This window comes from Duganella sp. AC237, from assembly GCF_979254035.1.
This window is the reverse complement of record NZ_CEEDEW010000003.1, coordinates 2,370,784-2,393,965: the sequence shown is the minus strand read 5'-3', so window position 1 is coordinate 2,393,965 and position 23,182 is coordinate 2,370,784. Positions and strand designations below refer to the sequence as shown.

Here is a 23,182-nt window from a genome sequence, read left to right as displayed (position 1 = left end):
GCACCAACGCGTCAGCCCAAACCCCGCTGAACGCAGCATTAAATCCCCCCTCGGCTTCACCCTGCTCCATCCCCCACCAATCAATCAGAAAAATTCAGGATGCCGCTTGAGCAGCTGCGCCTCGAAGTCGTTGACGACCGTGAAATTCGGCACCTTTGGCGCGATGGCGCGCCCAATGTCCCAGCTGCGCCAGGCGCGCGGGCTATCGCCGGTCAACAGCAGCAAATCCCCCAGATCCTTGTACGCGCCGCCCAGCACCGGGTTGGCCTCCAACACCTCGCCGAACAGCTGCAGGCTTTCCTTGCGCTGGCCGAGCCGCAGGCGGTTGTTCGCCTCCAGCAGCTGGAGGACGTAAGCTTTGCGCGGCGCCTGCTTGCGCAGCTCCACCAGCGTCTTGACCGCGCCCTCGTATTCCTCCTTGCTTTTCGGGCTGACGGAAGCGAGCATCAGCCCCACCGCCGGGTCTTCGCGCATTTTTTCCAGCTGCGCCGGCGTGAACGGCAGCATCGGCTCGCCCGTGGCCAGCACGCACTCGGTGCGGCCCAGCATCGTGTCGAGCAGCTGGTCGTCGCGATAGTCGGCCGCCGTGTCGCAGGGATGGGCCGCACGCAGGGCCGCCAGCCGCTCCGGCGTCAGCGCCGCCATCCGGTCGAGCATGCGATCCAGCTCACCCGCGAGTTCGCCCGACTGCGCCGCGCGTGGCGCGTAGCCTTTCAAGTCGTAGGCCGGCGGCCGCGCGCCCTTCACTTCCGCGACGCTGATGCTGATGGTGCGCACGCCCACGCCGGTGTTGACGGTGAACGTCAACTGCCCTGGAATGACGCCATCCCTGGCCAGCCTGGCCAGCAGCTGCGGATGCCCCGCCTGCGTATAGCGCAGCAACTGCGCGAAGCGCGCCGCGTCCGAAGCGCTTACCTTGGCGCCGGCCTTGCTCCACGCGGCCAGCTTGCGGCCCTCGCTGGAAAACTCCAGCGTGCCGTCGCCGGCGCTTTCGTCGATCTTGACCGCCTCGCCGTCGGCCACCGACAGCTCCTGCTCGCGGTCCACCTGGCGGCTCAGAGGCGTATCGATCTTCGCCTTGGCCAGCATGGCGTTGATGTTCTCGCGGTTCTTCAGCTCCATCGCGCGGAAGCCGGCGATGCTGTAAAGTGAATAATCGACGTAGACCTTGTTGACGGTATCGAGCACGTAGTAGCGCCGCGCCTTGAAGTCGTAAATCAATTCGACCTTGGGCATCTTCACGGCGGTGTAGTCGTCGGACAGCGTCACGTCCATCACCTGGCGCGTATCGGCCGACGGGTTGGTCACGCCTTTGACGGATTCGGTGTGCACCGAGGAGGTGACCTGCAGCGTGACGGCGGCGAAAGCGGAGTGGCTGGCCGCCAGCGCGGCGCAAAGGGACAGAAGGCGGAGCGGGTGTCGGGCCATGGGGTTCTCTATCGCCTTGTTCATTAATGATTGAGGAGGCGCCGCGCGCCACGGTAACATGTTGTAGCACACGATACATGGCAAATATAGCAGTTCGCCGGGATTGGCGTACTCTACAGCCTTATGACGCTCACCATGCCCACACCGCCCATGCGAATCAGATACCTGGCTGCCTGCGCCGCGCTCCTCATCCTGGGCGGCTGCGCAACGCCCCTCCAAGCCCCCGCCCCTTCTGCGGTCAAGCCGGATCAACTGGCCGGCGCCTTGAACCGCGTCAGTTGGGGCGTCAACCAGAGCACCTGGCGGCAGGCCGAAAAACTCGGCTACGACACCTGGCTCGATCGGCAGCTGCATCCGTCGCCGGCCGCGCTGCCGCCGGCCGCGCAGGCCCAGATCGACGCCATGACGATCACTCAAAAGCCGCTGCCGCAGCTGATCCAGGAGCTGGACCAGCAACGCAAGGATATTGAAAAAATCACCGTCGACGACGACAAGAAGTCGGCCCAGCAGGCTTACCAGCAGGAGTTGAACCGCGTCGCCAAGGAAGCGGCGGCGCGCTCGCTGCTGCGCAACCTGTACTCGCCCAACCAGCTGCAAGAGCAGATGACGTGGTTCTGGATGAACCACTTCAGCGTCCACCAAGGGAAAAGCAACCTGCGCGTGCTGGTCGGCGACTACGAGGACAAGGCGGTGCGCCCTCACGCGCTGGGCAAGTTCCGCGACCTGCTGGCCGCCACCTTGCGCCATCCGGCCATGATCCGCTACCTGGACAACGAACAAAACGCCGCCAACCGCATCAACGAGAACTACGCGCGCGAGTTGATGGAGTTGCACACCCTGGGCGTGGACGGCGGCTACAGCCAGCGCGACGTGCAGGAACTGGCGCGCATCCTCACCGGCGTCGGCGTCAACCTGGGCAGCGCAGAACCGAAGGTGAAGAAGGAGCTGCAGGCGCAATACGTGCGCCAAGGCCTGTTCGAATTCAATCCCAACCGCCACGATTACGGCGACAAGGAATTCCTGGGCCGGACCGTCAAGGGCCGCGGCCTGGCGGAGGTCGACGAGGCGATCGAGCGCCTGAGCCGCAACCCGGCCACGGCGCGCTTCATCAGCCGCAAGCTGGCGGTGTACTTCGTCGCCGACGAACCGTCGCCGGCGCTGGTCGAACGCATGGCCGCGACCTTCGCCTCCAGCGACGGCGACATCGCGGCGGTGCTGCGCACCATGTTCACGTCCGACGAATTCGCACAATCGCTGGGCCGCAAATTCAAGGACCCGGTGCACTACGTGGTCTCCGCCGTGCGCCTGACCTACGACGACAAGGTGATCCTCAACACCGGCCCGATGCTGTCGTGGCTCAACCGGATGGCCGAACCGCTGTACGGACGCCAGACGCCGGACGGCTATCCGCTCACCGAATCCGGCTGGGCCAGTCCGGGCCAGATGACGACCCGCTTCGAAATCGCCAAGGCCATCGGTTCCGGCAACGCGGGGCTATTCAAGACCGACGGTCCGCAGCCGACCGAGCGCCCCGCCTTCCCGCAACTGGCCAACGCGCTGTACTACCAAACGCTGCAAAAAACGCTGGGCCAGCCCACGCGCCAGGTGCTGGAACAGGCCACGTCGCCGCAGGAATGGAACACCTTCCTGCTGTCGTCGCCGGAGTTGATGCACCGTTGATGTAGAAGAGGAGACGCCCGATGAAACGCCGCACCCTGCTCCACTCCCTGGCCGCGCTGCCCATCGCCACGATGGCCGGCAAGCTGTGGGCCGCGCCGGCCAGCAAAACGCGGCTGCTGTTCGTGTTCATGCGCGGCGGCTATGACGCCACGAACCTGCTGGTGCCGATCTCCAGCCAGTTCTATTACAAGGCGCGGCCCAACATCGCGGTGCCGAAACCGGGCGACGACCCCAATGCGGCGCTGCCGATCAATGCCGACTGGGGCCTGCACCCGGCCCTGCGCGAGACCATCTACCCGTTGTTCACCATCGGCCAGGTGGCGTTCGTGCCGTTCGCCGGCACCGAGGATATCTCGCGCAGCCATTTCGAAACCCAGGACAGCATAGAACTGGGCCAGGCGCTGGACGGCACGCGCGACTACCGCTCCGGCTTCCTGAACCGGCTGGCGACGACCCTGAACGCCGACCGTGCCAGTGCGATCTCCTTCACCGACCAGCTGCCGCTGATCATGCAGGGCGGCGCGCAATTGCCCAATATGGCGCTGCGCTCGATCGGCAAGCCGGGGGTCGACGCGCGCCAGGCGAAGCTGATCGCCTCGATGTACGGCGACACCGCGCTGGCGCGCCAGGTGCGCGACGGCTTCGTGGTGCGCGAGGATGTGATGAAGGAGATGATCGGCGAGATGGACGCTGCCAACCGCAACGCCATCACCGCCAAGGGTTTCGAACTGGAGGCGCGCCGCATCGCCAAGTTGATGAAGGATAAATACAACATCGGCTTTGTCGATGTCGGCGGTTGGGATACCCACGTCGGCCAGGGCGGCGCCACCGGCTACCTGGCCGGCCGCTTCGAGGAGCTGGGACGCGGCCTGGCCGCCTACGCGAAGGAAATGGGGCCGGACTGGAAGGACACGGTGGTGGTGGTGGTCAGCGAATTCGGCCGCACCTTCCGCGAGAACGGCAACCGTGGCACCGACCATGGACACGGCAGCGTCTACTGGGTGCTGGGTGGCGGCGTCGCCGGCGGCCGGGTGCGCGGCGAGCAGATACGGCTGGAGCAGAACACGCTGTTCCAGAACCGCGACTACCCGGTGCTCAACGAATACCGCGCCATGTTCGGCGGCCTGTTCGCGCGCATGTATGGCCTCGACGCGGGACAGGTGGAGCGCATTTTCGGCGCCAAGGGACAGGACCTAGGGTTGATCTGAAGCGTCGCCGGCTTGCGCGCGTAGCCACTCGGTGGCCTCGCCCGCCGACAGCGCCGGCGAATACAAATGCCCCTGGAACGCGCCGCAACCCAGCTGACAGAGAAAGTCGGCCTGCTCCGTGCTCTCCACGCCTTCGGCGATCACCCGCAAACGCAGGTTCTGCGCCAACTGGATGACGGTGCTGGCCACCGCGTTGGCGTCGGCGTTTTCCGGCACGCCGTGCAAAAAGCTCTTATCGAGCTTGATGGTTGTCACCGGCAGGATGCGCAGATAACTCAGCGACGAATAACCGGTGCCGAAATCGTCGAGCGACAGCGGAAAGCCGCGCTCGCGCAAACGGAAAATAATATTGCTGCCGCTGCGTTCAAGTTCGATCGCATCGCGCTCGGTCAGTTCGATTTCGAGATCCTGCGGCGCCAGCGAGGATTCGGCCAGCACCACGTCCAGATGCTGTTGATAATCCGGGTCGCGCAGCTCCTCCGCGCAGGTGTTGACGCACACGCGCAACTGCGAAAATCCCGCATCGCGCCATTGCCGCAGCTGGGCGCAGGCCTGGCGCAGCACCCACGCGCCCAGGTCCGGCAGCAGGCCGATCTCCTGCGCCAGTCCGATCACATAATCGACCGAGTGTTGCGACAACTGGCCCGGCAGGCGCAATAGCGCTTCCATCGCCACCGTGCGACCGCTGACCGCATCGACGATGGGCTGGTAGGCTAGCCAGAACAGCTTGCCGCTGACGACGCGTTTGAGCTCGCTGTGATCGGCGTTTTTACGGTGCGCGATCTCGTCGAGTTCCTGCGTGTAGTAATGGTAGCAATTGCGTCCATCGTTCTTGGCGTGGTACATGGCCAGGTCGGCCTTCTTGAGCAGATGGTCCGGCGTGGTGGCGTCGACCGGACAGACCGCGATGCCGATGCTGGCGCTGATGCGGATGTCGCGCTCGTCGATCAGGAACGGCTGCCGCAGCGACGCGAGCAGCTTTTCCGCCAAGGCGCCGCCGGCGGCCGGCGACGGCGCGTGCAGCTGCAGCATGGCGAACTCGTCGCCACCAATGCGCGCAATGAAATCGCTCTCGCGGCTGATGGCGCGGATGCGCTGCGCCACCTGTTGCAGCAGCTGGTCGCCGGCCTGGTGGCCCATCAGGTCGTTGACTTCCTTGAATTGGTCGAGATCGATCATCAGCAACAGCAGCAACTGGCCGGTGCGCCCGGCCAGCGCCACCATCTCGGCACGGTGGGCGTCGAAGGCGGCGCGGTTGGCCAGGCCGGTCAGCACGTCGATCGACGCCAGCCGGTGGATCTCGTCCTGCGCCAGCTTGCGGTCGGTCACGTCGCGCAGGATCTTGAGGAAGCCGATGGGCTGGCGGGGGTCCGCGGCGTTCGGGATCGGCGTCAGGATGCCATCGGCCCAGAACTGCGAGCAGTCCTTGCGCACATGCCAGCGGTAATCGGTGGCGCGGGCGCACTCGGCCGCCGTGCGCCGCTCGAATTGCGGCTGGCCGTGAGCGAGATCCTCGCTGGTATAGATGGCGTCGATGCTCTTGCCGATGATCTCCTCGGCGGTAAAGCCGAAGATCAGTTGGGCGCCGATATTCCAGCTGGTGACCAGCCCGCGCGGATCGACCGTGAAAATCGCGAAGTCGCGCACGTTCAGATAAATCTGCCGCAGCAGGATATCGGGCGCAAGGTCGGGCGCCAGCACGGCGGTCAATGGAGGATTCATGGCGGGCACCCGTCAAAACAAGTTTGACAGGCTCCCGGCGATTCGGTTCGCCGTCGCCGCCATCACTATCCCAGCCGCACCCGCATCCGCTCCAGCGCACGCATGAACAACTCCGGCTCGTCGGCCGCGCGCGCCAGCACCAGCGCGCCCTGGATGCCGCCGACCGCGTCCTCGGCCAGCTCGCGCGCCAGCTCCGGCGTACGGCCGCCGCGCTCGAGCGCCGATGCCAGCGCATCTATCCATTCGGCAAAATAGGCCTGCACCTTGACGGCGAAGCGGTCGCGTTCATGACCGAGCGCGAACACGCCCACCAGGCAAACCTTGCGGCCGGACAGGAAATAGCGGCCGACCGCCGTGAACATATCGGCCACGCCCTGTCCCGCGTCATCGCGCTCGCGCAGCGGCTGGAACACCTGGTCGCGGAACCAGCCGTCGATGTTGGCCAGCACCGCCTCGGCCATCTCCTCTTTGCCGCCGGGGAAAAAGTTATAGATGCTACCCTTGCCCAGGCCCGTGCCCTCGCTGATGCGCGCCAGGCTGGCGCCCTCGTAGCCATAGGTGCGGAACACTTCGGCCAGCAGCGGCACCACATCGCCGCGCTCGCCCATCACCCTTGCCATGGCTAGAAACCCAGCTCGCTCAGGCTGGCATGGTCGGCCGGACGCGGGCCGCTGGCATCCCAATGGAATTTGCGGTCGGCCGCCGCGATCGGCGCCTCGTTGATGCTGGCCAGGCGCAATTGCATCAGGCCGTCGGGCGCGAATTCCCAGTTCTCGTTGCCATAGGCGCGGTACCACTGGCCGGAATCGTCGTGGTATTCGTAGGCGAAGCGGACGGCGATGCGGTTGCCTTCGAACGCCCACAGCTCCTTGATCAGGCGGTAATCGAGCTCGCGGGTCCACTTGCGCGTCAGCAGGCCGACGATATCGGCGCGGCCGGTGACGAATTCGGCGCGGTTGCGCCATCGACAATCTTCCGTATAGGCCTGCGAAACTTTTTCCGGATTGCGGGTGTTCCAGCCGTCTTCGGCCATGCGGACTTTCTGGATCGCGGTGTCGCGGGTGAAGGGAGGCAGCGGCGGACGTGTCATGATGGGCTTTCGTGAGTTGTACCAATCGGTACAAACAGTCTACGGCCATGCGGATCGGGATGCAAGGGATATTTTCAGGTGAACAGTTCGTTCGACAGCTGCAGGCCGCTAGCGCTCAAGCGCACGGTGCCGGTAACGCCGCCCTCGTCCAGCTGTAACTCGATCCAGCCCGCCTCCACCAGCATCAGCAGCTGGCGTCTCAGCACGCTCATTGGGCGCTGGGCCTGCTTGCTCAGCTTTGCCAGCGAGCAGGATTTGCCGGGCTGCTCCACCTCGATGCGCCATAACGCTTCGAGCACGCCGATCAGCGCCGCCATCACTTCATCATCCATTAACCGCCGTCCTTATCTGTTTTCTGCCGTAAAAGTGATTCTGCACTATACTCTCGGAAATAAGCTATATTACCGGAAAGCAACATGCAAAAAGATAAACCCGAAGGCCACATCGAACCGTACCACCATGCCGCGGGCGGCTGGGGCGCGTTGAAACAGGTGGCCATCAACCTGGTACGCGAGAAGGTCAGCGGCGGCAACTTCAGAACGCTGCTGAAGCAAAACCAGCCTGACGGCTTCGACTGCCCCGGCTGCGCCTGGCCCGACCGCGAAAACGCGTCGACCTTCGAGTTCTGCGAGAACGGCGTCAAGGCCGTCGCCGCCGAGGCGACCAGCAAGCGCGTAAAGCCGGCGTTTTTTGCCGCGCATACGGTCGCCGAGCTGCTGCGCCAGTCCGACTATGAGCTGGAACAGCATGGCCGCCTGACCGATCCAATGGTCTACGACCGCGCCAGCGACAAATACCTGCCGATCGCCTGGGACGACGCCTTCGCGCTGATCGCCCGCCACTTGAAGGCCCTGCCCGATCCGAACCAGGCCGCGTTCTACACGTCCGGCCGCACCGGCAACGAGGCCGCCTTCCTGTTCCAGCTGTTTGTGCGCATGTACGGCACCAACAACTTCCCGGACTGCTCCAATATGTGCCATGAGCCGACCAGCCGCGGCCTGCCTGGCACCGTCGGCATCGGCAAGGGCACGGTCACGCTGGAGGATTTCGAGCACGCCGACGTGCTGCTGATCTTCGGCCAGAATCCGGCCACCAACCACCCGCGCATGCTGGGTGAATTGCGCGACTGCGCCAAGCGCGGCGCGCGCATCGTGTCCATCAATCCGCTGCGCGAGCGCGGACTGGAACGCTTCACCAGCCCGGCCCACGCGCTGGAAATGCTGACCAATTCGAGCACCACCATCAGCACCATGTTCGTCCAGCCGACGCTTGGCGGCGACTTCGCGCTGATCAAGGCGCTGGCCAAGCGCTTGGTCGAACGCGACGACGAGGCCATGGCCGCCGGCCAGGCCGGCCTGCTGGACCGCGCCTTCATCGCCGAACACACCAGCGGCTTCGACGCGTTCGCGCAGGACCTGCGCGCCCAAAGCTGGGCCGAACTGGTGGCCGAATCGGGCGTGCCGCGCGCGCAGATCGAGGAACTGAGCGAGGTTTACATCAACGGCAAAAACGTCATCTGCACCTGGGGCATGGGGCTGACCCAGCACAAGGGCGCGGTGGCGACGATCCAGATGCTGTCCAATCTGATGATGATGCGCGGGAATATCGGCCGCAAGGGCGCGGGCCTGTGCCCGGTGCGCGGCCACTCCAACGTGCAAGGCGACCGCACCATGGGCATCGAGGAAAAGCCGACCAAGGCCTTCCTCGACCGCATGCAACAGGTGTTCGATTTCGAACCGCCGCGCGAGCATGGCTACGACGTGGTCGAAAGCATCCAGGCCATGTTGGACGGTAAAGTGAAGGTCTTCTTCGGCATGGGCGGCAATTTCGCCATGGCGACGCCGGACACGCCCCTCACCTTCGACGCGCTGCGCGCCTGCGACCTGACGGTGCACGTGGCCACCAAGCTGAATCGCAGCCATCTGGTCCTCGGCAAGGAAGCGCTGATCCTGCCGACATTGGGCCGCACCGAGATCGACATGCAAAACGGCGTGCCGCAAGGCGTGACGGTGGAAGATTCGATGAGCATGGTCCATCTGTCATACGGCATGAACCAGCCGGCGTCTGACAACCTGCTGTCGGAGACGGCGATCGTCGCGCGCATGGCGCACGCCACCCTGGGCAGCGACAAGATCGACTGGAACGCCTATGGCAGCGACTACGCCAGCATCCGCGACGCCGTCGCCAAGGTGTTCGACGATTTTTACGACTTCAACGCGCGCGTGGCCAAGCCGGGCGGCTTCCATCTGAAGGTGGCCTCGCGCGAGCGCGAATGGCGCACCGCCAGCGGCAAGGCGCAGTTCGTGGTGCACGCGGTCGATACCGACACGCCGATCCACCGCGCCCGCGCCCTGCACGGCGAACGGTTGATGGTCTTGATGACAGCGCGCTCGCACGACCAGTACAACACGACGATCTATGGCATGGACGACCGTTATCGCGGCGTGTTCGGCTTGCGCCGCGTGGTGTTCATCAACAGGGAAGACCTGGCGATGCTGGGCATGAAGAACGGCCAGTATGTGGACATGGTCAGCGTGTGGGACGACGCCGTCGAACGCCGCGCCGATCGCTTCGCTCTGGTGGAATATGACATCCCGCGCGGCTGCCTGGGCGCCTACTTCCCGGAGACAAACGGTTTGATCCCGCTGCACAGCACCGCCGACGGCGCCGGCACGCCGACATCGAAATCGATACCGGTGTTGTTATCGCTGTCGGCGGACCAATCGGCTGCCGAGTAAGCGCGTCAGGTATATTCCACGCAGCCGTCCTGACGGCAAAAACTCACCAGCTTGACCCCGGCCTCGCTGGCGATATCGATCGCCAGCGTGCTCGGTGCCGAGATGGTCGCCAGCATCGGGATATTCATGCGCGCCGCCTTGCGCACCAGTTCATAGCTGGCGCGGCTCGACATGAAGACAAAACCTCCGCGCATATCGACGCCGTCCAGCGCCAGATGGCCGATCAATTTATCCAGCGCGTTGTGGCGTCCCACGTCCTCGCACACCTTCAGCACGGCGCCATCGGCGTCGCACCACGCGGCGGCATGCACGCCACCGGTCGCCTTCATCAACTGCTGATGCGCCCCCAGCTCCGCCGCCGCGCGCGCGATCGCCGGCGGCAGCGAGCCGTCGTCATGCAGTGCCGGCGCCGTGATGCGGCCAGGCTTCAGATCGAGCAGCTCCAGGCTCTCGATGCCGCACACGCCGCAACCGCTGCGGCCCGCCATCGAGCGGCGCTGCTGCTTGAGCTGCACGAAGTCTTCCTGTGCGATGGTGATTTCCACCTCGAAGCTGCGGGCATGTTCGCGCAGTTCGATGTCGTAGACGTGGGAGGCCTGGGTCACCAGGCCCTCGGTGAGCGCGAAGCCCACGGCGAAAGACTGCAACTCGCGCGGCGTGACCATCATGACGGCATGCGATATGCCATTGATCACCAGCGCCACCGGCAGTTCTTCGGCGACGCGGTCGGTGGTGCTGGAAGGGTCCTGCGGTACGGTGCCGCGATGGCGCACCGCTTGGCGCAGCTGAAAGCCCGCCCGTTCTACTTCATCGTCCAATATCATCGCCGCCGCCCCGCAAATAAACCATTTTACACGGGGCGGGACGATACCGCAGGCTGGCCGGCGTTATGCGTACGTTACGCCGCCAACGGCTCGTTGGCCATGCCGTAGTGGCGCGCATAGCGGCCATCCAGATTCGCCAGCGGCAGCAGCAGGAACAAATCGGCGCTTTCGAAATCAGGATCCCATGCCGGTTCGCCGCAAATCCACGCGCCCGAACGCAGGTAGCCCTTGAGCAGCGGCGGTATTTGCGGTTTTTGCGCCGCTTCCAGCTTCGAGAACGGGAACGGCAGATGCGGGGTGACGCGGTATTCGGAAGGCGCCATGTGCTGGCCGATCAGCGACTGGAACACGGCGACGGCATTGTGACCGCCATCGGCCAGGCTGATACTGGCGCAACCGGCCAGATAGTCGCAATTCTCGCGGCGCATATATTCGGCCAGGCCGGACCACAGCAGCATGATGACGCTGCCGCCACGATAGTCGGGATGGATGCAGGCGCGGCCCGCTTCGACCATGCGGTTGCGCAGGTTGTTCAGGCGGCCCAGATCGAACTCGCCTTCGGAATAGACACGGCCGATTTTGCGGGCGCGCGATGCGCTCAGCAGGCGGTAGGTGCCCACCACCTTGAGCGTGTTCGTGTCGCGCACGATCAGATGATCGCAATGCTCGTCGAATTCGTCGCTGTCGAGACCATCCTCGCGCACCAGCGAACTCAGTCCCATCGTTTCGATAAAGACCTTGTAGCGCAGGCGCTGCACTTCACGCAGTTCTTCGGGCGTGCTTGCCATACTGAGCACCAGCTTGCCGGAAATCGCTCGGACGTCCGCTTGTATGATCGAGGTTTGCATGCTTCATCCTTTCTGTGGAAGACGAAGCAAGCGTACCGGTCGAATACTTCAAGGAAATGACAACTTAATGTCAGTTCCGTGACATGCGCACAAGTGTTGTTTTTAAATCAGCCTTTTTTCGGGCGGCCGGTTTTGAGCGTCGGCAGGCTGCCCAGTACTTTTTGCAACGTCGCCATGTCGATCTGGCTGATCAGTGCGACGCCGATGCGCAACAATTCGCTCTTTTTGATCTCGAAACCGGCTTTCAGGCAGGCTTTCTTGACCTGGCTTAGCACCGCGTATTCCTGTTCAGGCATCGTGAAGCTGTCGCGCACCAGCTTTTCCTTCGGCAGCTTTTGCTTGGCGGCGTCCGTCGCGGCCGGCTTCGCGGCTGCCGTTTTGGAAGTTTCCACAGGCGCTTTTGCGGCGGCTTTCGGCGCAGCTTTTGGCGCGGCGGCCTTCGGGGCGGCGGTTTTGGGGGCTGGCTTGGCGGCTGCTTTAGCGGCTGGTTTGACGGCTGCTGGTTTGGCGGCGGCCTTCGGTGCCGGCTTGGCGGCAGGCTTTGCGGCTGGTTTAGCGGCGGCCTTGACTGCCGGTTTAGCGGCCGGTTTGACGGTTGGTTTCGCTGCTGCGGGTTTTGCGGCGGTAGGTTTGGCGGCTGGCTTCGCAGCTGCGGGTTTGGCTGCCGGGGCGACGGCGATTTTCGCGACGGTTGGCTTGGCGGCGGCTTTGGTAACTGGCGCTTTTCCGTTGGCCAGACCATTAACAGGCTTGTTCATACTTACTCCAAATTAATCAACAATATAAACAATATATATCATTTACGTAAATTTTGCTTGCGTTATCGCAAATGTGCCGCGACCCGGGCGAACAGCAGCTGGGGGCTGACCGGCTTGCGCAGGAAATCCACGCCGCCCGCTTTGTGGCCCATCACCTCGTCCTCGGCCTGCCCTTTCGCGGTCAGGAACAGCACCGGAATGGCGCTGCTGGCGGGATCGGCCTTCAGGCGGCGGCACGTTTCGAAGCCGTCCATGTCGGGCATCATAATATCGAGCAGGATCAAATCCACCTTGGCCGAGGCGACGATCTGCAGCGCGGTCGCGCCGCTGGTCGCCACCTTGGTGTTGTAGCGGTCTTTTAACAAACCGGCAATCAAGGTCAGGTTGTCCGGCGTATCGTCAACGATCAACACCGTTGCGCGTTCATCGGCTTTCGTATTCATGGCACCTCCTCATTCGTCTTCATCCGCCACGGCGGCCAGCAACTTGCCCGCCGCTTCAAACTCATACTGCTCCATGTGATGCTTGAGGCGTCCCATGGTCTGCGGCGACAAGATCGTCGACAGGCTTGCGCGCACGCCCTCGAAATAGTCCAGGCTCTCGCCGCTGAATTCCGCCAGCAGCGCGCGCAGTTCGGCGATCGCCCGGCGCGCATCCTCCTCGCTGGCGATTTGAACCTCGGCGCGCGGCGGCAGCGGCGGCACCACCTTCATCGACATGCCCAGCCAGCGCGAAAGCACGCGGTAAAGCCGCTGCGGATCGATAGGTTTGGTGACATAGTCCTGCATGCCATTGGCCAGGCACCGCGCGCGCACGTCGGCCAGTGCGTGCGACGTCACGGCGATCACCGGCAACTCGTTGAAGCGGCCGTCCTTGCGCAGCAGTTGGGTGGCCTCGTAGCCGTCCAGCAGCGGCATGCCCAGGTCCATCAGCACCAGGTCGTAGGCATGCGGCCCGGCGGCCAGCAACCGCTCCACCGCCAGCTGGCCGTTGCCGACGACTTCGACGTCCAGTCCCTGCAACGCCAGCAGCTCCCTGGTGACATCCTGGTTGTCGGCGCTGTCCTCGGCCAGCAGCACGCGCGCGGTGCGGCGCGGCGATGCGTCGAGCTTCAGCTCCGCCAGCGGTCCTTCATAGACTGCGGCGCGCACCGCCAGCGCCGCCGCGTCGGACACCGCAAGTTCCACCTCGAAGCGGAAGGTGGAGCCGTGATCGACCTGGCTCTCGACGTCGATATTACCGCCCATCAGTCGCACCAGCTGCTGCGAAATCGACAATCCCAGGCCGGTGCCGCCATACTGGCGCGTGGTCGACCCGTCGGCCTGGATAAAGGCGCGGAACAGCTTCCCCTGCTGTTGCGGGGTCATGCCGATGCCGGTATCGCGCACCGAAAAACACAACCTGGCCTTGCCATCGGCTGATGCTGCTGCGGCGGCGCCGCCGGCCAGCGCACAGCGCAGTTCCAGCGACCCGGCGGGCGTGAACTTGACCGCGTTGTTGGCCAGGTTGATCAGCACTTGACCAAGCCGCAGCGGGTCGCCCACCAGATAGCGCGGCACGTCCGGTGCGACATCGATCACGTAGTCCAGCTGCTTGTCGAGGGCGCGCTGCGCCGTCACGCTGGAGACGTGGGCCAGCACGTCGTCCAGCAAAAAGGGAATCGACTCCAGCTCCAGCCGCCCGGCCTCGATCTTGGAAAAATCGAGGATGTCGTTGATGATCCCCAGCAGCGACAACGCCGCCCCATGAATTTTGCTAATGTAGTCGTGCTGCCTGGGCGTCATCTCCGTGCGCAGCGCCAGATAGGCCATCCCCAGCACGGCGCTCATCGGCGTACGGATCTCGTGGCTCATATTGGCCAGGAATTCGGACTTGGCGACGTTGGCCGCTTCCGCCATGACGTTGGCGGCGACCAGTTTTTGCTCGCGCGCGCGGCGTATGCTGATGTCGCGGATAAAGGCGCAAAACTCGTAGCCGCCCTGCGTGTCCGTGCTGACCTTGGTTATCGACAGCTCGATCGGGAACTCCTCGCCGTTGCGGCGCAACGCGAACACCTCGATGCGGGTATCGAGCACGCCGCCACCGCCGCCCGACAAATGCCGCCGCATGCCGCGATGATGGTCGTAGCGGAAGCGCGGCGGAATGATGGTCTGGTCCAGTTCACGGCCCAGCGCCTGGTCGCGGCTCCAGCCGAAGATGCGTTCGGCCTGGGTGTTCCAGCCGACGATCTGGCCTTCGGGATTCATGCGCACCACCGCGTCGAGCGCCGTGTCGACGATGGTTTGCAGTTTCGCCTCGCTCTCTTCGGCGATCAGCATCGACTCGGTCAGTTCGCGGGTACGGTCGCTGATGCGCATTTCCAGATCGGCGTTCAGGTCGCGCAGCTCGCGCTCGGCGTCGCGCAGGCGCGTGAGCGTGTCGCGGAAACGCAGCACCGCTTCGGACATGCGCCCCACCTGGTCCTCGCGGCCGATGCCGGACAACTTGATGTCGGTCTCGCCGTGGGTGAGCTTCTCGAGGCTGGCCTGGATGTCGGAGAACGGCCGCGCGGCGCGCCGCGCGACCAGGAAGATCGACAGCCCGATGCCCAGCGCCAGCAGCAGGTTGGCGGCCACCGTATCGACAATGCGGCGCCGCAGGTCCTCGTCCATTTTCTGGCGCGAGAAGGCCAGCTCGATATGCCCCAGCGCATAGCTGCGGCGCGCATCGTTGAAGGTGATCTCGCGCCGCAGGTGGATTGCCGCCACCGGCTCGCGCAGCGGCGACACATAGCTGGCGATCTCCGCGCCGTTGGGCGACAGCACCCGCAGCACCAGCACTTCCGGCGTGGCGCCGGAGGCGTCGACGACACTGGAGACGGCCGCGCTGTTGATGTCGAACAGCGGCCGCGCCAGCGCCCGCGACAGCACCGCCGTCCAGCGCTCCGCCCTCTCGCGCAGGTTTTGCTCGGCCTCGGTGCGCAGCGTTTGCATCACATAAGTGGTGTAGATGGCGGTGGAGACGGCCAGCGCGAAGAAGATGCCGCACCCCAGCCGCAGGAAGATATTGCGGCGCCACGCGCCGCGCAGCCGCGCAAGCGGGCCGCGCCCGCGCATCAGCACCGCATCGGCGGCGGCGTCGCTGGCGGCGGCGGGCCGCCTGGTGTCAATGACTGGCACTTTCCGCCCGTTCCAGCTTTTTGTAGGCCGCGCTGTTGCGCGACTGCTCGATGGCGCGCCAGATCCGCTCGGCCAGCTCCGGCCGCGCGGCCACCATCGCGTGCGACAAGATCAGGAAATACGGCTTTTCGATAATCGGAATCGGCAACTGCTCCAGTTCCGGCGCGAGGGGGCCGCGCATCAGGCCACCGGCGTCGCTGCCGCCGACGGCCGCCGCCGCGACCCGGCCGGCGATCAGCTTGCGGGCCAGTTCGACGGCGCGCTGGCTGCCCTCGTCCACTTCCAGGTTCTGCGCGCGCAGCACGTCGCCGACCGAATACCCCAGCTGGAAGCCAACCGGCCCATCCAGGTTGCGGAAGCTCTTGCCGTCCCATTCGACCTTGCTGCCTTTTTTGCGCAGCACCACGTAGCGGTCCACGTGCATGCGCTTGCCGACGTCGATTTTCTCACCGCCCGGGTACTCCCCCAGCTCGCGGCGGTCAGGCTTGTAGCTGACGGCGAAGGCGCCGTCGACGGCGTTGGCCTTCAATTGCGCCAGGCAGCGCTTCCATGGGATGCTCAGGTAATTGAACTGGATGTCGAGCCGCTGCTCGACCATCTTGAGCAGCTCGAAATTGAGGCCGCCGCCCTTCTCGGTACGCCAGGGCAGCACATCCTGCGCTTCGAAACACAGGGAGACGACCTCCTTTGGCTTGTCGGCCGCGTGCGATGCCACCGGCAACGCCAGCACCAGCAAGGCGGCGCAGATGCGCCCAAAGCTTCCACAATGGCGTTGCCGGGTCATCGTCTTCTCCCTTCCTGGTCTTCTTCAGCCGCTGGTGCGAATGGTGAAATCCACGCCCATTTCGTCCCAGTTCTCCTGTTCCTTCTCCAGCCAGTACGACAGCGTGGGATGCTCGGCCACCCACTCGCGGCGGATCTCCAGCTCGATGCGGTTCTTCACGCGCAGCTTGAGCAGGCTGAAATCGATATCGATCCGCGAGTGCATGAACAGCACCGCCAGCCGCAGCGCCACCACCGCCTTGGCGAAGTCCGGCTCGGCCAGCACCTCGACCACCTTGCGCAGATTGCCCTTGTGGGCCAGGATCAGGCGGCTCATGACCTTTTGCTCACGGGTGGTAAAGCCCGGCAGGTCGGCATTTTCGATCATGTAGGCGGCGTGCTTGTGGTATCCGGTCTGCGACACCACCAGGCCCACCTCGTGCAGCAGCGCGCTCCAGTAAAGATGGCGCGTGTACTCCTCGGTGGCCGGCTTGGTCTGCAGGTACAGCGCCAGCGCGTCGTCGGCCACGCGGTTGGCGCGGCGCTCGTCGACGTGGAACTTCTGCACGCAGGCCAGCACCGATTGCTCGCGGCGATCGCGCTTGGTCGAGCGCAGGTGCAAATCCCACATCACGCCCATGCGCAGGCCGGCCTCGATCGGCTGCACCACGGGGATATCGAGTTCGCGCACCAAACCGATCAAAATCGCCAGGCCGCCGATGATGGTGCTGGCGCGGTCCGGACGCAGGCCGGCCATCTCGATCTTGCTGACATGGCCGAATTCGATGAAGCGCTGTTTCAGCGCGCCCAGGGTGGTGGCGTTGACTTCGCGCCCGATGCCGTTCTTGACGATGATGTCGGCGATGGTGCGCGCGGTGCCCGAGGAACCGTAGCACTGCTTCCAGAACTGCGGCCGGTAAGGCGGCGCGGCGTCCTCGAAATGGCTGCGCGCCGACAGAATGGCCGCCTCGAACGACGGCGCGTCGACCCGGCCGCCGACGAAGAACGACAGGCTTTGCTTGACCGTGCCGACGCTGAACGACTCGACCTTTTCGATCTCCTGGCCGCGCCCCAGTATCAACTCGGTCGAGCCGCCGCCGATATCGATCACCAGCCGCCGCTCGCCGGGGGTGGCCAGCGCGTTGGCCACCCCCATGTAGATCAGGCGCCCCTCCTCCTCGCCGGAGATGATCTCGATCGGATGGCCGATGGCCAGTTCGGCCTGCGGCAGGAAGGCGGCGGCGTTGCGCGCCACCCGCATCGCCGAGGTGGCGACCACGCGCACGCCGTCGAGCTTGTAGCCGTCCAGCACCGCGCGGAAATTCTTCAGGCAAGCGAGCGCGGTCTGCATCGCCGCCGGCGTCAGGTTGCCCTTGTCGTCCAGCCCCGCGGCCAGGCGTATCGGTTCGCGCACGCTTTTCAGCACGCGGATCGCATCGCCGTCGTGCTTGCCGACGTGGAGGCGGAAACTGTTGGAACCCAAATCTACTGCTGCGTACATAAATGAAAGCCTCTCTGTGCAAACGGCTACGAAGGCTTGCGTTGGTTCGGACAAAACCGGAATCAAACTAAACGATTTACACGGTTACGAAAATCATCACGATATGCGCCCATTATGACAGCGTGATGACGCCCGCGCCCGCCGCTTCGTCAAACCGGCCCTCAAACACGCGAAAGATGTCTCGCCAGGCCTACGCTTCGAGGGCGCTGGCGGGCGCCTGCGCCTCGGCCACCCGGTTGCGGCCGGACGCCTTGGCCTCGCGCAGCGCCTCGTCGGCGCGTTTGAACAGGCTCACGGCGCTGTCGTCGGCGCGGATGGTGGTCACGCCCAGGCTGGCCGTCATGTTGATAACGGCTTTTTCGGCCTTCACCGGCAGCAGCGCGATGGCGTTGCGGATACGCTCGGCCACCATCATGGCGTCGTCCTGGGTGGTGCGCGGCAGCTGGATGGCGAACTCGCCGCCGCCCAGGCGGCCCATCGAATCGCTGTCGCGCAGCTGTTTTTTGCACACGTCGACCATCGCCACCAGCACCATGTCGCCCACGGCGTGGCCGTAATCGTCGTTGATGCGCTTGAAATGATCCAGGTTGAGGATGATCAGCGCCGTCGGCAGGCCCGGACGGCGCGCCAGCGCCATCCACGGCGTCAGCGCCTGGTAGAAGCCGCGCCGGTTCGGCACGTCCGTCAGCGCGTCGAGCACCTCGAGCCGCGCCAGTTCGCCGTCGAGCCGCTCGTGCGCCAGCAGCAGGTAGCCGAAAGCGTTGCTCAGCATCATCAAATACAGGGCGGCGATGCCGACGCCCTGGATCAGCGCCGGGCTCACCCAGCTCCAGCCGTCGGGCAGCGCCAGCGACAGCAACCCGCGCGCCACCACGGCCAGCGCCAGCACCAGCATAACCACCACCAGATAGCGGCGCAGCATGGTGCCGGCCGACCAGCCGCGTCCCAGCGCGGCCGCGCCGGCGACGAAAAAGAAGCCCATCACGACCGAGGTGATGGCGATGCGCTCGGGCGCCGGCTTGTCGAGCAGCCAGGCGCTGACGAAAATCGTGATCGCCGCCACCAGCACCGGCACCAGGTAGCGGCGCCACACGCGCCGGCCGGCCTGCTCCCACAGGGCGGCCGCATCCAGCGCGAAGCCGGTGAACAGCAAGGCGTTGGCGAAGGGGATCGTCAGGAAATCGGGCAAGGTGCCGCGCAGGTACAGCAGGGTCCACGCCACGGCCTGGAACAGCTTGGCCCGGGACCAGGTGGCGGTGCGCACCTGACCAGAGACGCCGGCACCGCCGCCCTGCTGCTGCTCAAAAAAGAACAGCGCCGCGCACAGGCTCAGATTGCCCAGCGCCAGCGCCAGTACCAGTGTTTTTATATCCATGACCGGGTGCTGGTCAGACCTCGTGCTCGACGTTGGTGCTGCCGTCGCCCATTTTGCTGGCCCATGCCTGGGTGAAGTACACTTTTTCTTCCTCGGTCGGGGCGTCGTGCCAGAACACGATCAAGGTGCCCTTGTGGTCGTGCAGCTGGCTAACCTTCTCGATGAAAGTCAGCTTGCCGGCCACGTCGGCCAGGGCGGCGACGTAACCGTAAACCCGGCCCAGGCGCTCGATACGGTCCGGTTCGGTCAAGCTGTTGGTGGCGGTAAGCGTAGGGTGATCTAAAAACATCGTCTCTCTCCAAGATGGCAGCCAAGGGGCTGGCCGGTGCTAACGTCAATGTACCTATTATTTTTCCGTCTGTAAATGCAAGCATGGCGACCGCGACCACCGGTGACACAATCGCCGCGCTTTCGGCCCATGTTGCCGGACCGGCATGCTACTATAAATCGCCCATATAAATCCACAAGACAACAAATCTTGACGCCGCCCACCCTTCGTCCCCTGGTCCACACGCGTGGCGACAAGCGCTCGCTTGAATTTGAGCCGGGCATGATCCAAAGCGAAATGCGGCTCTCGCGCCCCGACGAGCTGATCCTGAGCTACGCGCGGGCGATGATGTGTTTTGTGCTGTTTCATCCACGGCCCGAGCACATCGTCATGGTCGGGCTGGGCGGCGGCTCGCTGGCCAAGTTCTGCTACCGCTACCTGCCGCACAGCCGCATCACCGTGCTCGAGTTGCGTGCCGACGTCATCGCCCTGCGCGAACAATTCGCCATCCCGCGCGACAATGCGCGTTTTCGCGTGGTCGAGGCGGATGCCGCGCTGTATATGCGGCAGTTGCGCGGCGCGGTCGATGTGCTGCTGGTCGACGGCTTCGACGCCACCGGCCTGCCGCCCGAGCTCGGCACTGCGGCGTTTTACGCCGATTGCCGGCGCGCGCTGCGGCCCGGCGGCGTGATGGTGGCGAATATCTTCAGTTACGATCCGCAGTATGGCGCGATGTTGCGGCGGCTGCGGCATGCTTTCCAGGGGCGGATTTGCTGGTTTCGCGGCATTGCGGGGAACAACCGGATTTTATTCGCGGTCAAGGGCGGCGCGCCGTCGCCGGCGCTGGCGATGCAGCAAAAGGTGGCGCGCAGCCATGGGATGCCGTTGCCGGTGCTGAACCGGCTGCTGGCGCATTGGACGGTGCTTAAACTGAGGTGGGAGGCACGTAGGGCGGATTAGGCGGAACGCCGTAATCCGCCATCGTTGGGCCGCCGACGGCGCATGCATGGCGGATTACGCTTCGCTAATCCGCCCTACGTGTCTCCAAGGTGTATTGAGGTCGGCATTCAGCGCGGGCAAATTTACGTGCTACCGCGCTGGATCAACTCAAACCCGGTATCGAACACGCGCGAAGCCGTGTCCTGGTCCCCGGTGACGCCATCGATGCGGTCGAGGATCGCCTGCGCCGCCACCAGCCCGATATTGCGCCCGTCCACCTGCACCGTCGACAACGGCGGATGCGTATGCGCCGCAAAATTCAGATCGCCGAAACCGATCACTCCCAGCTGCTCCGGCACCTTCATACCGCGGCTCATCGCCTCGATCATCAAGCCGTGCGCCAGAGTGTCCGAACTGCAGTAGACGGCGTCGATATCCGGCGCCAGCGCCAGCAGCCGCGTCAACCCTTCGCGGCCGGCCTGCATCGTGGTCGGCGGCGGCATCGTCTGCACCGCCGCCACGGCGATCCCCATTCTGGCGAGCTCTGCCTGCAAACCCTGGTTGCGCCGCTCGGCGCGCGGATCGTCGGCCGACAACACGGCAATGCGCCGGTAGCCGCGCTCGACCAGATGCCGCGCCAGCGCGTGGCCGACTCCCTCGTGCGAGAAACCAACCACCATGTCGATCGGCGACGGCGACATGTCCCACGCCTCCACCACCGGGATCCGCGCCAGTTGCAGGCGTCGCCGGGTGATATCGGTATGCAAGGTCCCGGTCAGCATGACGCCGTCCGGACGCCGGCTCAGAATGGTCTCGACCAGCACCTCTTCCCGCCAGGCCTCGTAACGCGACAAACCCAGCAGCACCTGATAGCCGGCCTGCGTCAGCCGGTCGCTGGCCGCCTCCACCATGTCGGCGAAGATCGGCGTGGCGATGGTCGGCAGCACCAGCGAAATGAGCTTGCTGCGGTTCGACGCCAGCGCGCCCGCCATCATGTTCTTGACATAACCGGTCTGCTGCACCGCTTCCTGTACCTTGGCCACCGTGTTCGGGCGTACCAGATGCGGCTGGTTCAGCGCGCGCGACACCGTGATCGGCGACACCCCGGCCACTTTGGCGACGTCGATCAAGGTCGCGCCGCTAACGCTCAGGTCGGCGGTGGACGTATGCAGCACCCGCAGATCGTTCTTGTCGGCGTTTTTGGCCGCGAGCTTGGCCGCAGCGCCTTTGGCGGCGTTTTTGCCGGCGGCCTTAGCGGCGCCTTTAGTGGCGGGCTTTGCCTTCTTCACAACAGGCTTGACGGTTTTTTTGTTATCCATAACAACGGATTATACAGTAGCGCATCATTTTCAATCATTACCACCAGCTTAAAAGTCAATCCGATGACCAAATTTGTGTTGAATTTTCCAGGGGCGGCCGGTATGATCGAATGATAGCGCAATCATTCGCATGCACAGACCAGGAATCACAATGTCACAACAACCCACACCCTCCGTCCACGACACGCCGCGCGTGGTCGCCATGCGCGTCATCCCGGTCGCCGGCCGCGACAGCATGCTGCTCAACCTGAGCGGCGCGCACGGCCCCTACTTCACCCGCAACCTGGTGATTCTGACCGACAGCGCCGGCCGCACCGGCGTCGGCGAGGTGCCCGGCGGCGAGGCGATCCGCCAAACCCTGGAGGATGCGCGCGAGCTGGTGGTCGGCCGCGCGCTGGGGGACTACAACGCCGTGCTGAACCATGCGCGCCGGGCCTTCGCCGACCGCGACGCCGGCGGCCGCGGCTTGCAGACCTTCGACCTGCGCGTGGCGATCCACGCCATCACCGCGCTGGAGGCGGCGCTGCTCGACTTGCTGGGCCAGTTCCTCAACGTTCCGGTCGCCGCCCTGCTCGGCGACGGCCAGCAGCGCGACGCCGTCGAAATGCTCGGCTACCTGTTCTACATCGGCGACCGCAAGGCGACCGACCTGCCCTACGCTGGCACGCCGGCCGACGCCGCCGACGATTGGATGCGCCTGCGCAACGAAGCGGCGCTGACGCCGGAGGCCGTGGTCCGTCTGGCCGAGGCCGCGTACCAGCGCTACGGCTTCAACGACTTCAAATTAAAAGGCGGCGTGTTCCGGGGCGAGGAGGAAATCGAAGCGGTCACCGCATTGGCCGAACGCTTCCCGAACGCGCGCGTCACGCTCGACCCCAACGGCGGCTGGCTGCTGAAAGACGCGATCCGCCTGTGCCGCGACCAGCACGACGTGCTCGCCTATGCGGAAGATCCGTGCGGCGCCGAGAACGGCTACTCCGGCCGCGAAGTCATGGCCGAGTTCCGCCGCGCCACCGGCCTGCTGACCGCCACCAATATGATCGCCACCGACTGGCGCGAGCTGGGCCACGCGATCCAGTTGCAATCGGTCGACATCCCGCTGGCCGATCCGCATTTCTGGACCATGCAGGGGTCGGTGCGGGTGGCGCAGATGTGCCACGAATGGGGCCTGACGTGGGGTTCGCACTCGAACAACCACTTCGACGTCTCGCTGGCGATGTTCACCCACGTGGCGGCCGCCGCGCCCGGCAAGATCACCGCCATCGACACCCACTGGATCTGGCAGGACGGCCAGCACCTGACGCGCGAGCCGTTGAAGATCGAAGGCGGCATGGTCAAGGTGCCGGCCAAGCCGGGCCTCGGCGTCGAACTGGACATGGATGCCGTCGAGGCCGCCCACCGGCTCTACCTCGGCATGGGCCTGGGCGCGCGCGACGATGGCGTGGCGATGCAGTACCTGATTCCGGGCTGGAAGTTCGATAACAAGATGCCGTGCATGCTGCGGTGATGTCGGCTGCGGCCATGCGGCCAAGATGCGGTTTAATTGAAGATCAAGTTGACATAT

General features: G+C 64.8%; 20 protein-coding genes. 5 read left to right on the top strand and 15 right to left on the bottom strand.

The features are described 5' to 3' along the window. Window positions 1-84: 84 nt before the first annotated feature. Window positions 85-1,428, bottom strand: a complete 1,344-nt coding sequence (locus AC0IYS_RS11010; RefSeq protein WP_471705175.1) for a hypothetical protein — start codon at window positions 1,426-1,428, stop codon at window positions 85-87. 150 nt (window positions 1,429-1,578) lie between these two features. Here AC0IYS_RS11010 and AC0IYS_RS11005 point away from each other — a divergent pair, with 150 nt between their 5' ends. Beyond that, window positions 1,579-3,108: a DUF1800 domain-containing protein gene (locus tag AC0IYS_RS11005; RefSeq protein ID WP_471705174.1), complete on the top strand. Its 1,530-nt coding sequence runs from the start codon at window positions 1,579-1,581 to the stop codon at window positions 3,106-3,108. A 20-nt stretch (window positions 3,109-3,128) separates the two neighbouring features. Then, window positions 3,129-4,316, top strand: a complete 1,188-nt coding sequence (locus AC0IYS_RS11000; protein WP_471705173.1) for a DUF1501 domain-containing protein — start codon at window positions 3,129-3,131, stop codon at window positions 4,314-4,316. Here AC0IYS_RS11000 and AC0IYS_RS10995 read toward each other — a convergent pair. The 4 genes from AC0IYS_RS10995 to AC0IYS_RS10980 all read right to left on the bottom strand — a co-directional run bounded on the left by AC0IYS_RS10995 (window position 4,302) and on the right by AC0IYS_RS10980 (window position 7,460). After that, window positions 4,302-6,038 (bottom strand): putative bifunctional diguanylate cyclase/phosphodiesterase, encoded by a 1,737-nt coding sequence (locus tag AC0IYS_RS10995; RefSeq protein WP_471705172.1) that lies wholly within the window; start codon window positions 6,036-6,038, stop codon window positions 4,302-4,304. The genes AC0IYS_RS11000 and AC0IYS_RS10995 overlap by 15 nt on opposite strands. A gap of 65 nt (window positions 6,039-6,103) precedes the next feature. Next, a complete protein-coding gene (locus AC0IYS_RS10990) occupies window positions 6,104-6,658 on the bottom strand; it encodes a TetR/AcrR family transcriptional regulator (RefSeq protein WP_471705171.1) in 555 nt (184 codons plus the stop codon). Window positions 6,659-6,660: 2 nt separating this feature from the next. Beyond that, the gene (locus AC0IYS_RS10985) at window positions 6,661-7,128 is read right to left on the bottom strand and encodes a nuclear transport factor 2 family protein (protein WP_471705170.1); all 468 of its coding nucleotides are present in this window, start codon (window positions 7,126-7,128) and stop codon (window positions 6,661-6,663) included. Window positions 7,129-7,202: 74 nt separating this feature from the next. Next, the gene (locus AC0IYS_RS10980) at window positions 7,203-7,460 is read right to left on the bottom strand and encodes an ArsR family transcriptional regulator (RefSeq protein WP_471705169.1); all 258 of its coding nucleotides are present in this window, start codon (window positions 7,458-7,460) and stop codon (window positions 7,203-7,205) included. An 84-nt stretch (window positions 7,461-7,544) separates the two neighbouring features. On the opposite strand from AC0IYS_RS10980, the gene AC0IYS_RS10975 reads away from it, so the two are divergent. After that, a complete protein-coding gene (locus AC0IYS_RS10975; RefSeq protein ID WP_471705168.1) occupies window positions 7,545-9,866 on the top strand; it encodes an FdhF/YdeP family oxidoreductase in 2,322 nt (773 codons plus the stop codon). Window positions 9,867-9,871: 5 nt separating this feature from the next. Here AC0IYS_RS10975 and fdhD read toward each other — a convergent pair whose 3' ends face one another. The 9 genes from fdhD to AC0IYS_RS10930 form a co-directional block, all read right to left on the bottom strand. Further along, window positions 9,872-10,690 carry a formate dehydrogenase accessory sulfurtransferase FdhD gene (gene fdhD, locus AC0IYS_RS10970; RefSeq protein ID WP_471705167.1) on the bottom strand — a complete coding sequence of 273 codons (819 nt, stop codon included), beginning with the start codon at window positions 10,688-10,690 and terminating at the stop codon, window positions 9,872-9,874. A 74-nt stretch (window positions 10,691-10,764) separates the two neighbouring features. Next, window positions 10,765-11,538 carry a GNAT family N-acetyltransferase gene (locus AC0IYS_RS10965; protein WP_471705166.1) on the bottom strand — a complete coding sequence of 258 codons (774 nt, stop codon included), beginning with the start codon at window positions 11,536-11,538 and terminating at the stop codon, window positions 10,765-10,767. A gap of 107 nt (window positions 11,539-11,645) precedes the next feature. Next, on the bottom strand, window positions 11,646-12,296 hold the full coding sequence (locus AC0IYS_RS10960; RefSeq protein ID WP_471705165.1) for a hypothetical protein: 651 nt from the start codon (window positions 12,294-12,296) through the stop codon (window positions 11,646-11,648). Between the two features lie 62 nt (window positions 12,297-12,358). Next, window positions 12,359-12,739, bottom strand: coding sequence for a response regulator (locus AC0IYS_RS10955; protein WP_471705164.1), 381 nt, complete (start codon window positions 12,737-12,739; stop codon window positions 12,359-12,361). 9 nt (window positions 12,740-12,748) lie between these two features. Then, on the bottom strand, window positions 12,749-15,454 hold the full coding sequence (locus AC0IYS_RS10950; RefSeq protein ID WP_471705163.1) for an ATP-binding protein: 2,706 nt from the start codon (window positions 15,452-15,454) through the stop codon (window positions 12,749-12,751). Continuing rightward, the gene (locus AC0IYS_RS10945) at window positions 15,441-16,238 is read right to left on the bottom strand and encodes a transporter substrate-binding domain-containing protein (RefSeq protein WP_471705162.1); all 798 of its coding nucleotides are present in this window, start codon (window positions 16,236-16,238) and stop codon (window positions 15,441-15,443) included. Before AC0IYS_RS10945 ends, AC0IYS_RS10950 begins: the two co-directional genes overlap by 14 nt. Window positions 16,239-16,262: 24 nt before the next feature. Next, complete coding sequence (locus tag AC0IYS_RS10940; protein WP_471705161.1) at window positions 16,263-17,717, bottom strand: Ppx/GppA phosphatase family protein; 1,455 nt, start codon at window positions 17,715-17,717, stop codon at window positions 16,263-16,265. 190 nt (window positions 17,718-17,907) lie between these two features. Beyond that, window positions 17,908-19,092, bottom strand: coding sequence for a GGDEF domain-containing protein (locus tag AC0IYS_RS10935; RefSeq protein WP_471705160.1), 1,185 nt, complete (start codon window positions 19,090-19,092; stop codon window positions 17,908-17,910). Between the two features lie 13 nt (window positions 19,093-19,105). Further along, the gene (locus AC0IYS_RS10930; protein WP_471705159.1) at window positions 19,106-19,381 is read right to left on the bottom strand and encodes a hypothetical protein; all 276 of its coding nucleotides are present in this window, start codon (window positions 19,379-19,381) and stop codon (window positions 19,106-19,108) included. Between the two features lie 261 nt (window positions 19,382-19,642). On the opposite strand from AC0IYS_RS10930, the gene AC0IYS_RS10925 reads away from it, so the two are divergent. Beyond that, entirely contained in the window at window positions 19,643-20,320 is a 678-nt protein-coding gene (locus AC0IYS_RS10925) for a fused MFS/spermidine synthase (RefSeq protein ID WP_471705158.1), read from the top strand. 122 nt (window positions 20,321-20,442) lie between these two features. On the opposite strand, the gene AC0IYS_RS10920 is transcribed toward AC0IYS_RS10925, so the two are convergent. Further along, on the bottom strand, window positions 20,443-21,618 hold the full coding sequence (locus tag AC0IYS_RS10920; RefSeq protein ID WP_471705157.1) for a LacI family DNA-binding transcriptional regulator: 1,176 nt from the start codon (window positions 21,616-21,618) through the stop codon (window positions 20,443-20,445). Between the two features lie 151 nt (window positions 21,619-21,769). Here AC0IYS_RS10920 and gudD point away from each other — a divergent pair, with 151 nt between their 5' ends. Continuing rightward, window positions 21,770-23,125, top strand: a complete 1,356-nt coding sequence (gene gudD, locus AC0IYS_RS10915) for a glucarate dehydratase (protein WP_471705156.1) — start codon at window positions 21,770-21,772, stop codon at window positions 23,123-23,125. Window positions 23,126-23,182: the final 57 nt, after the last annotated feature.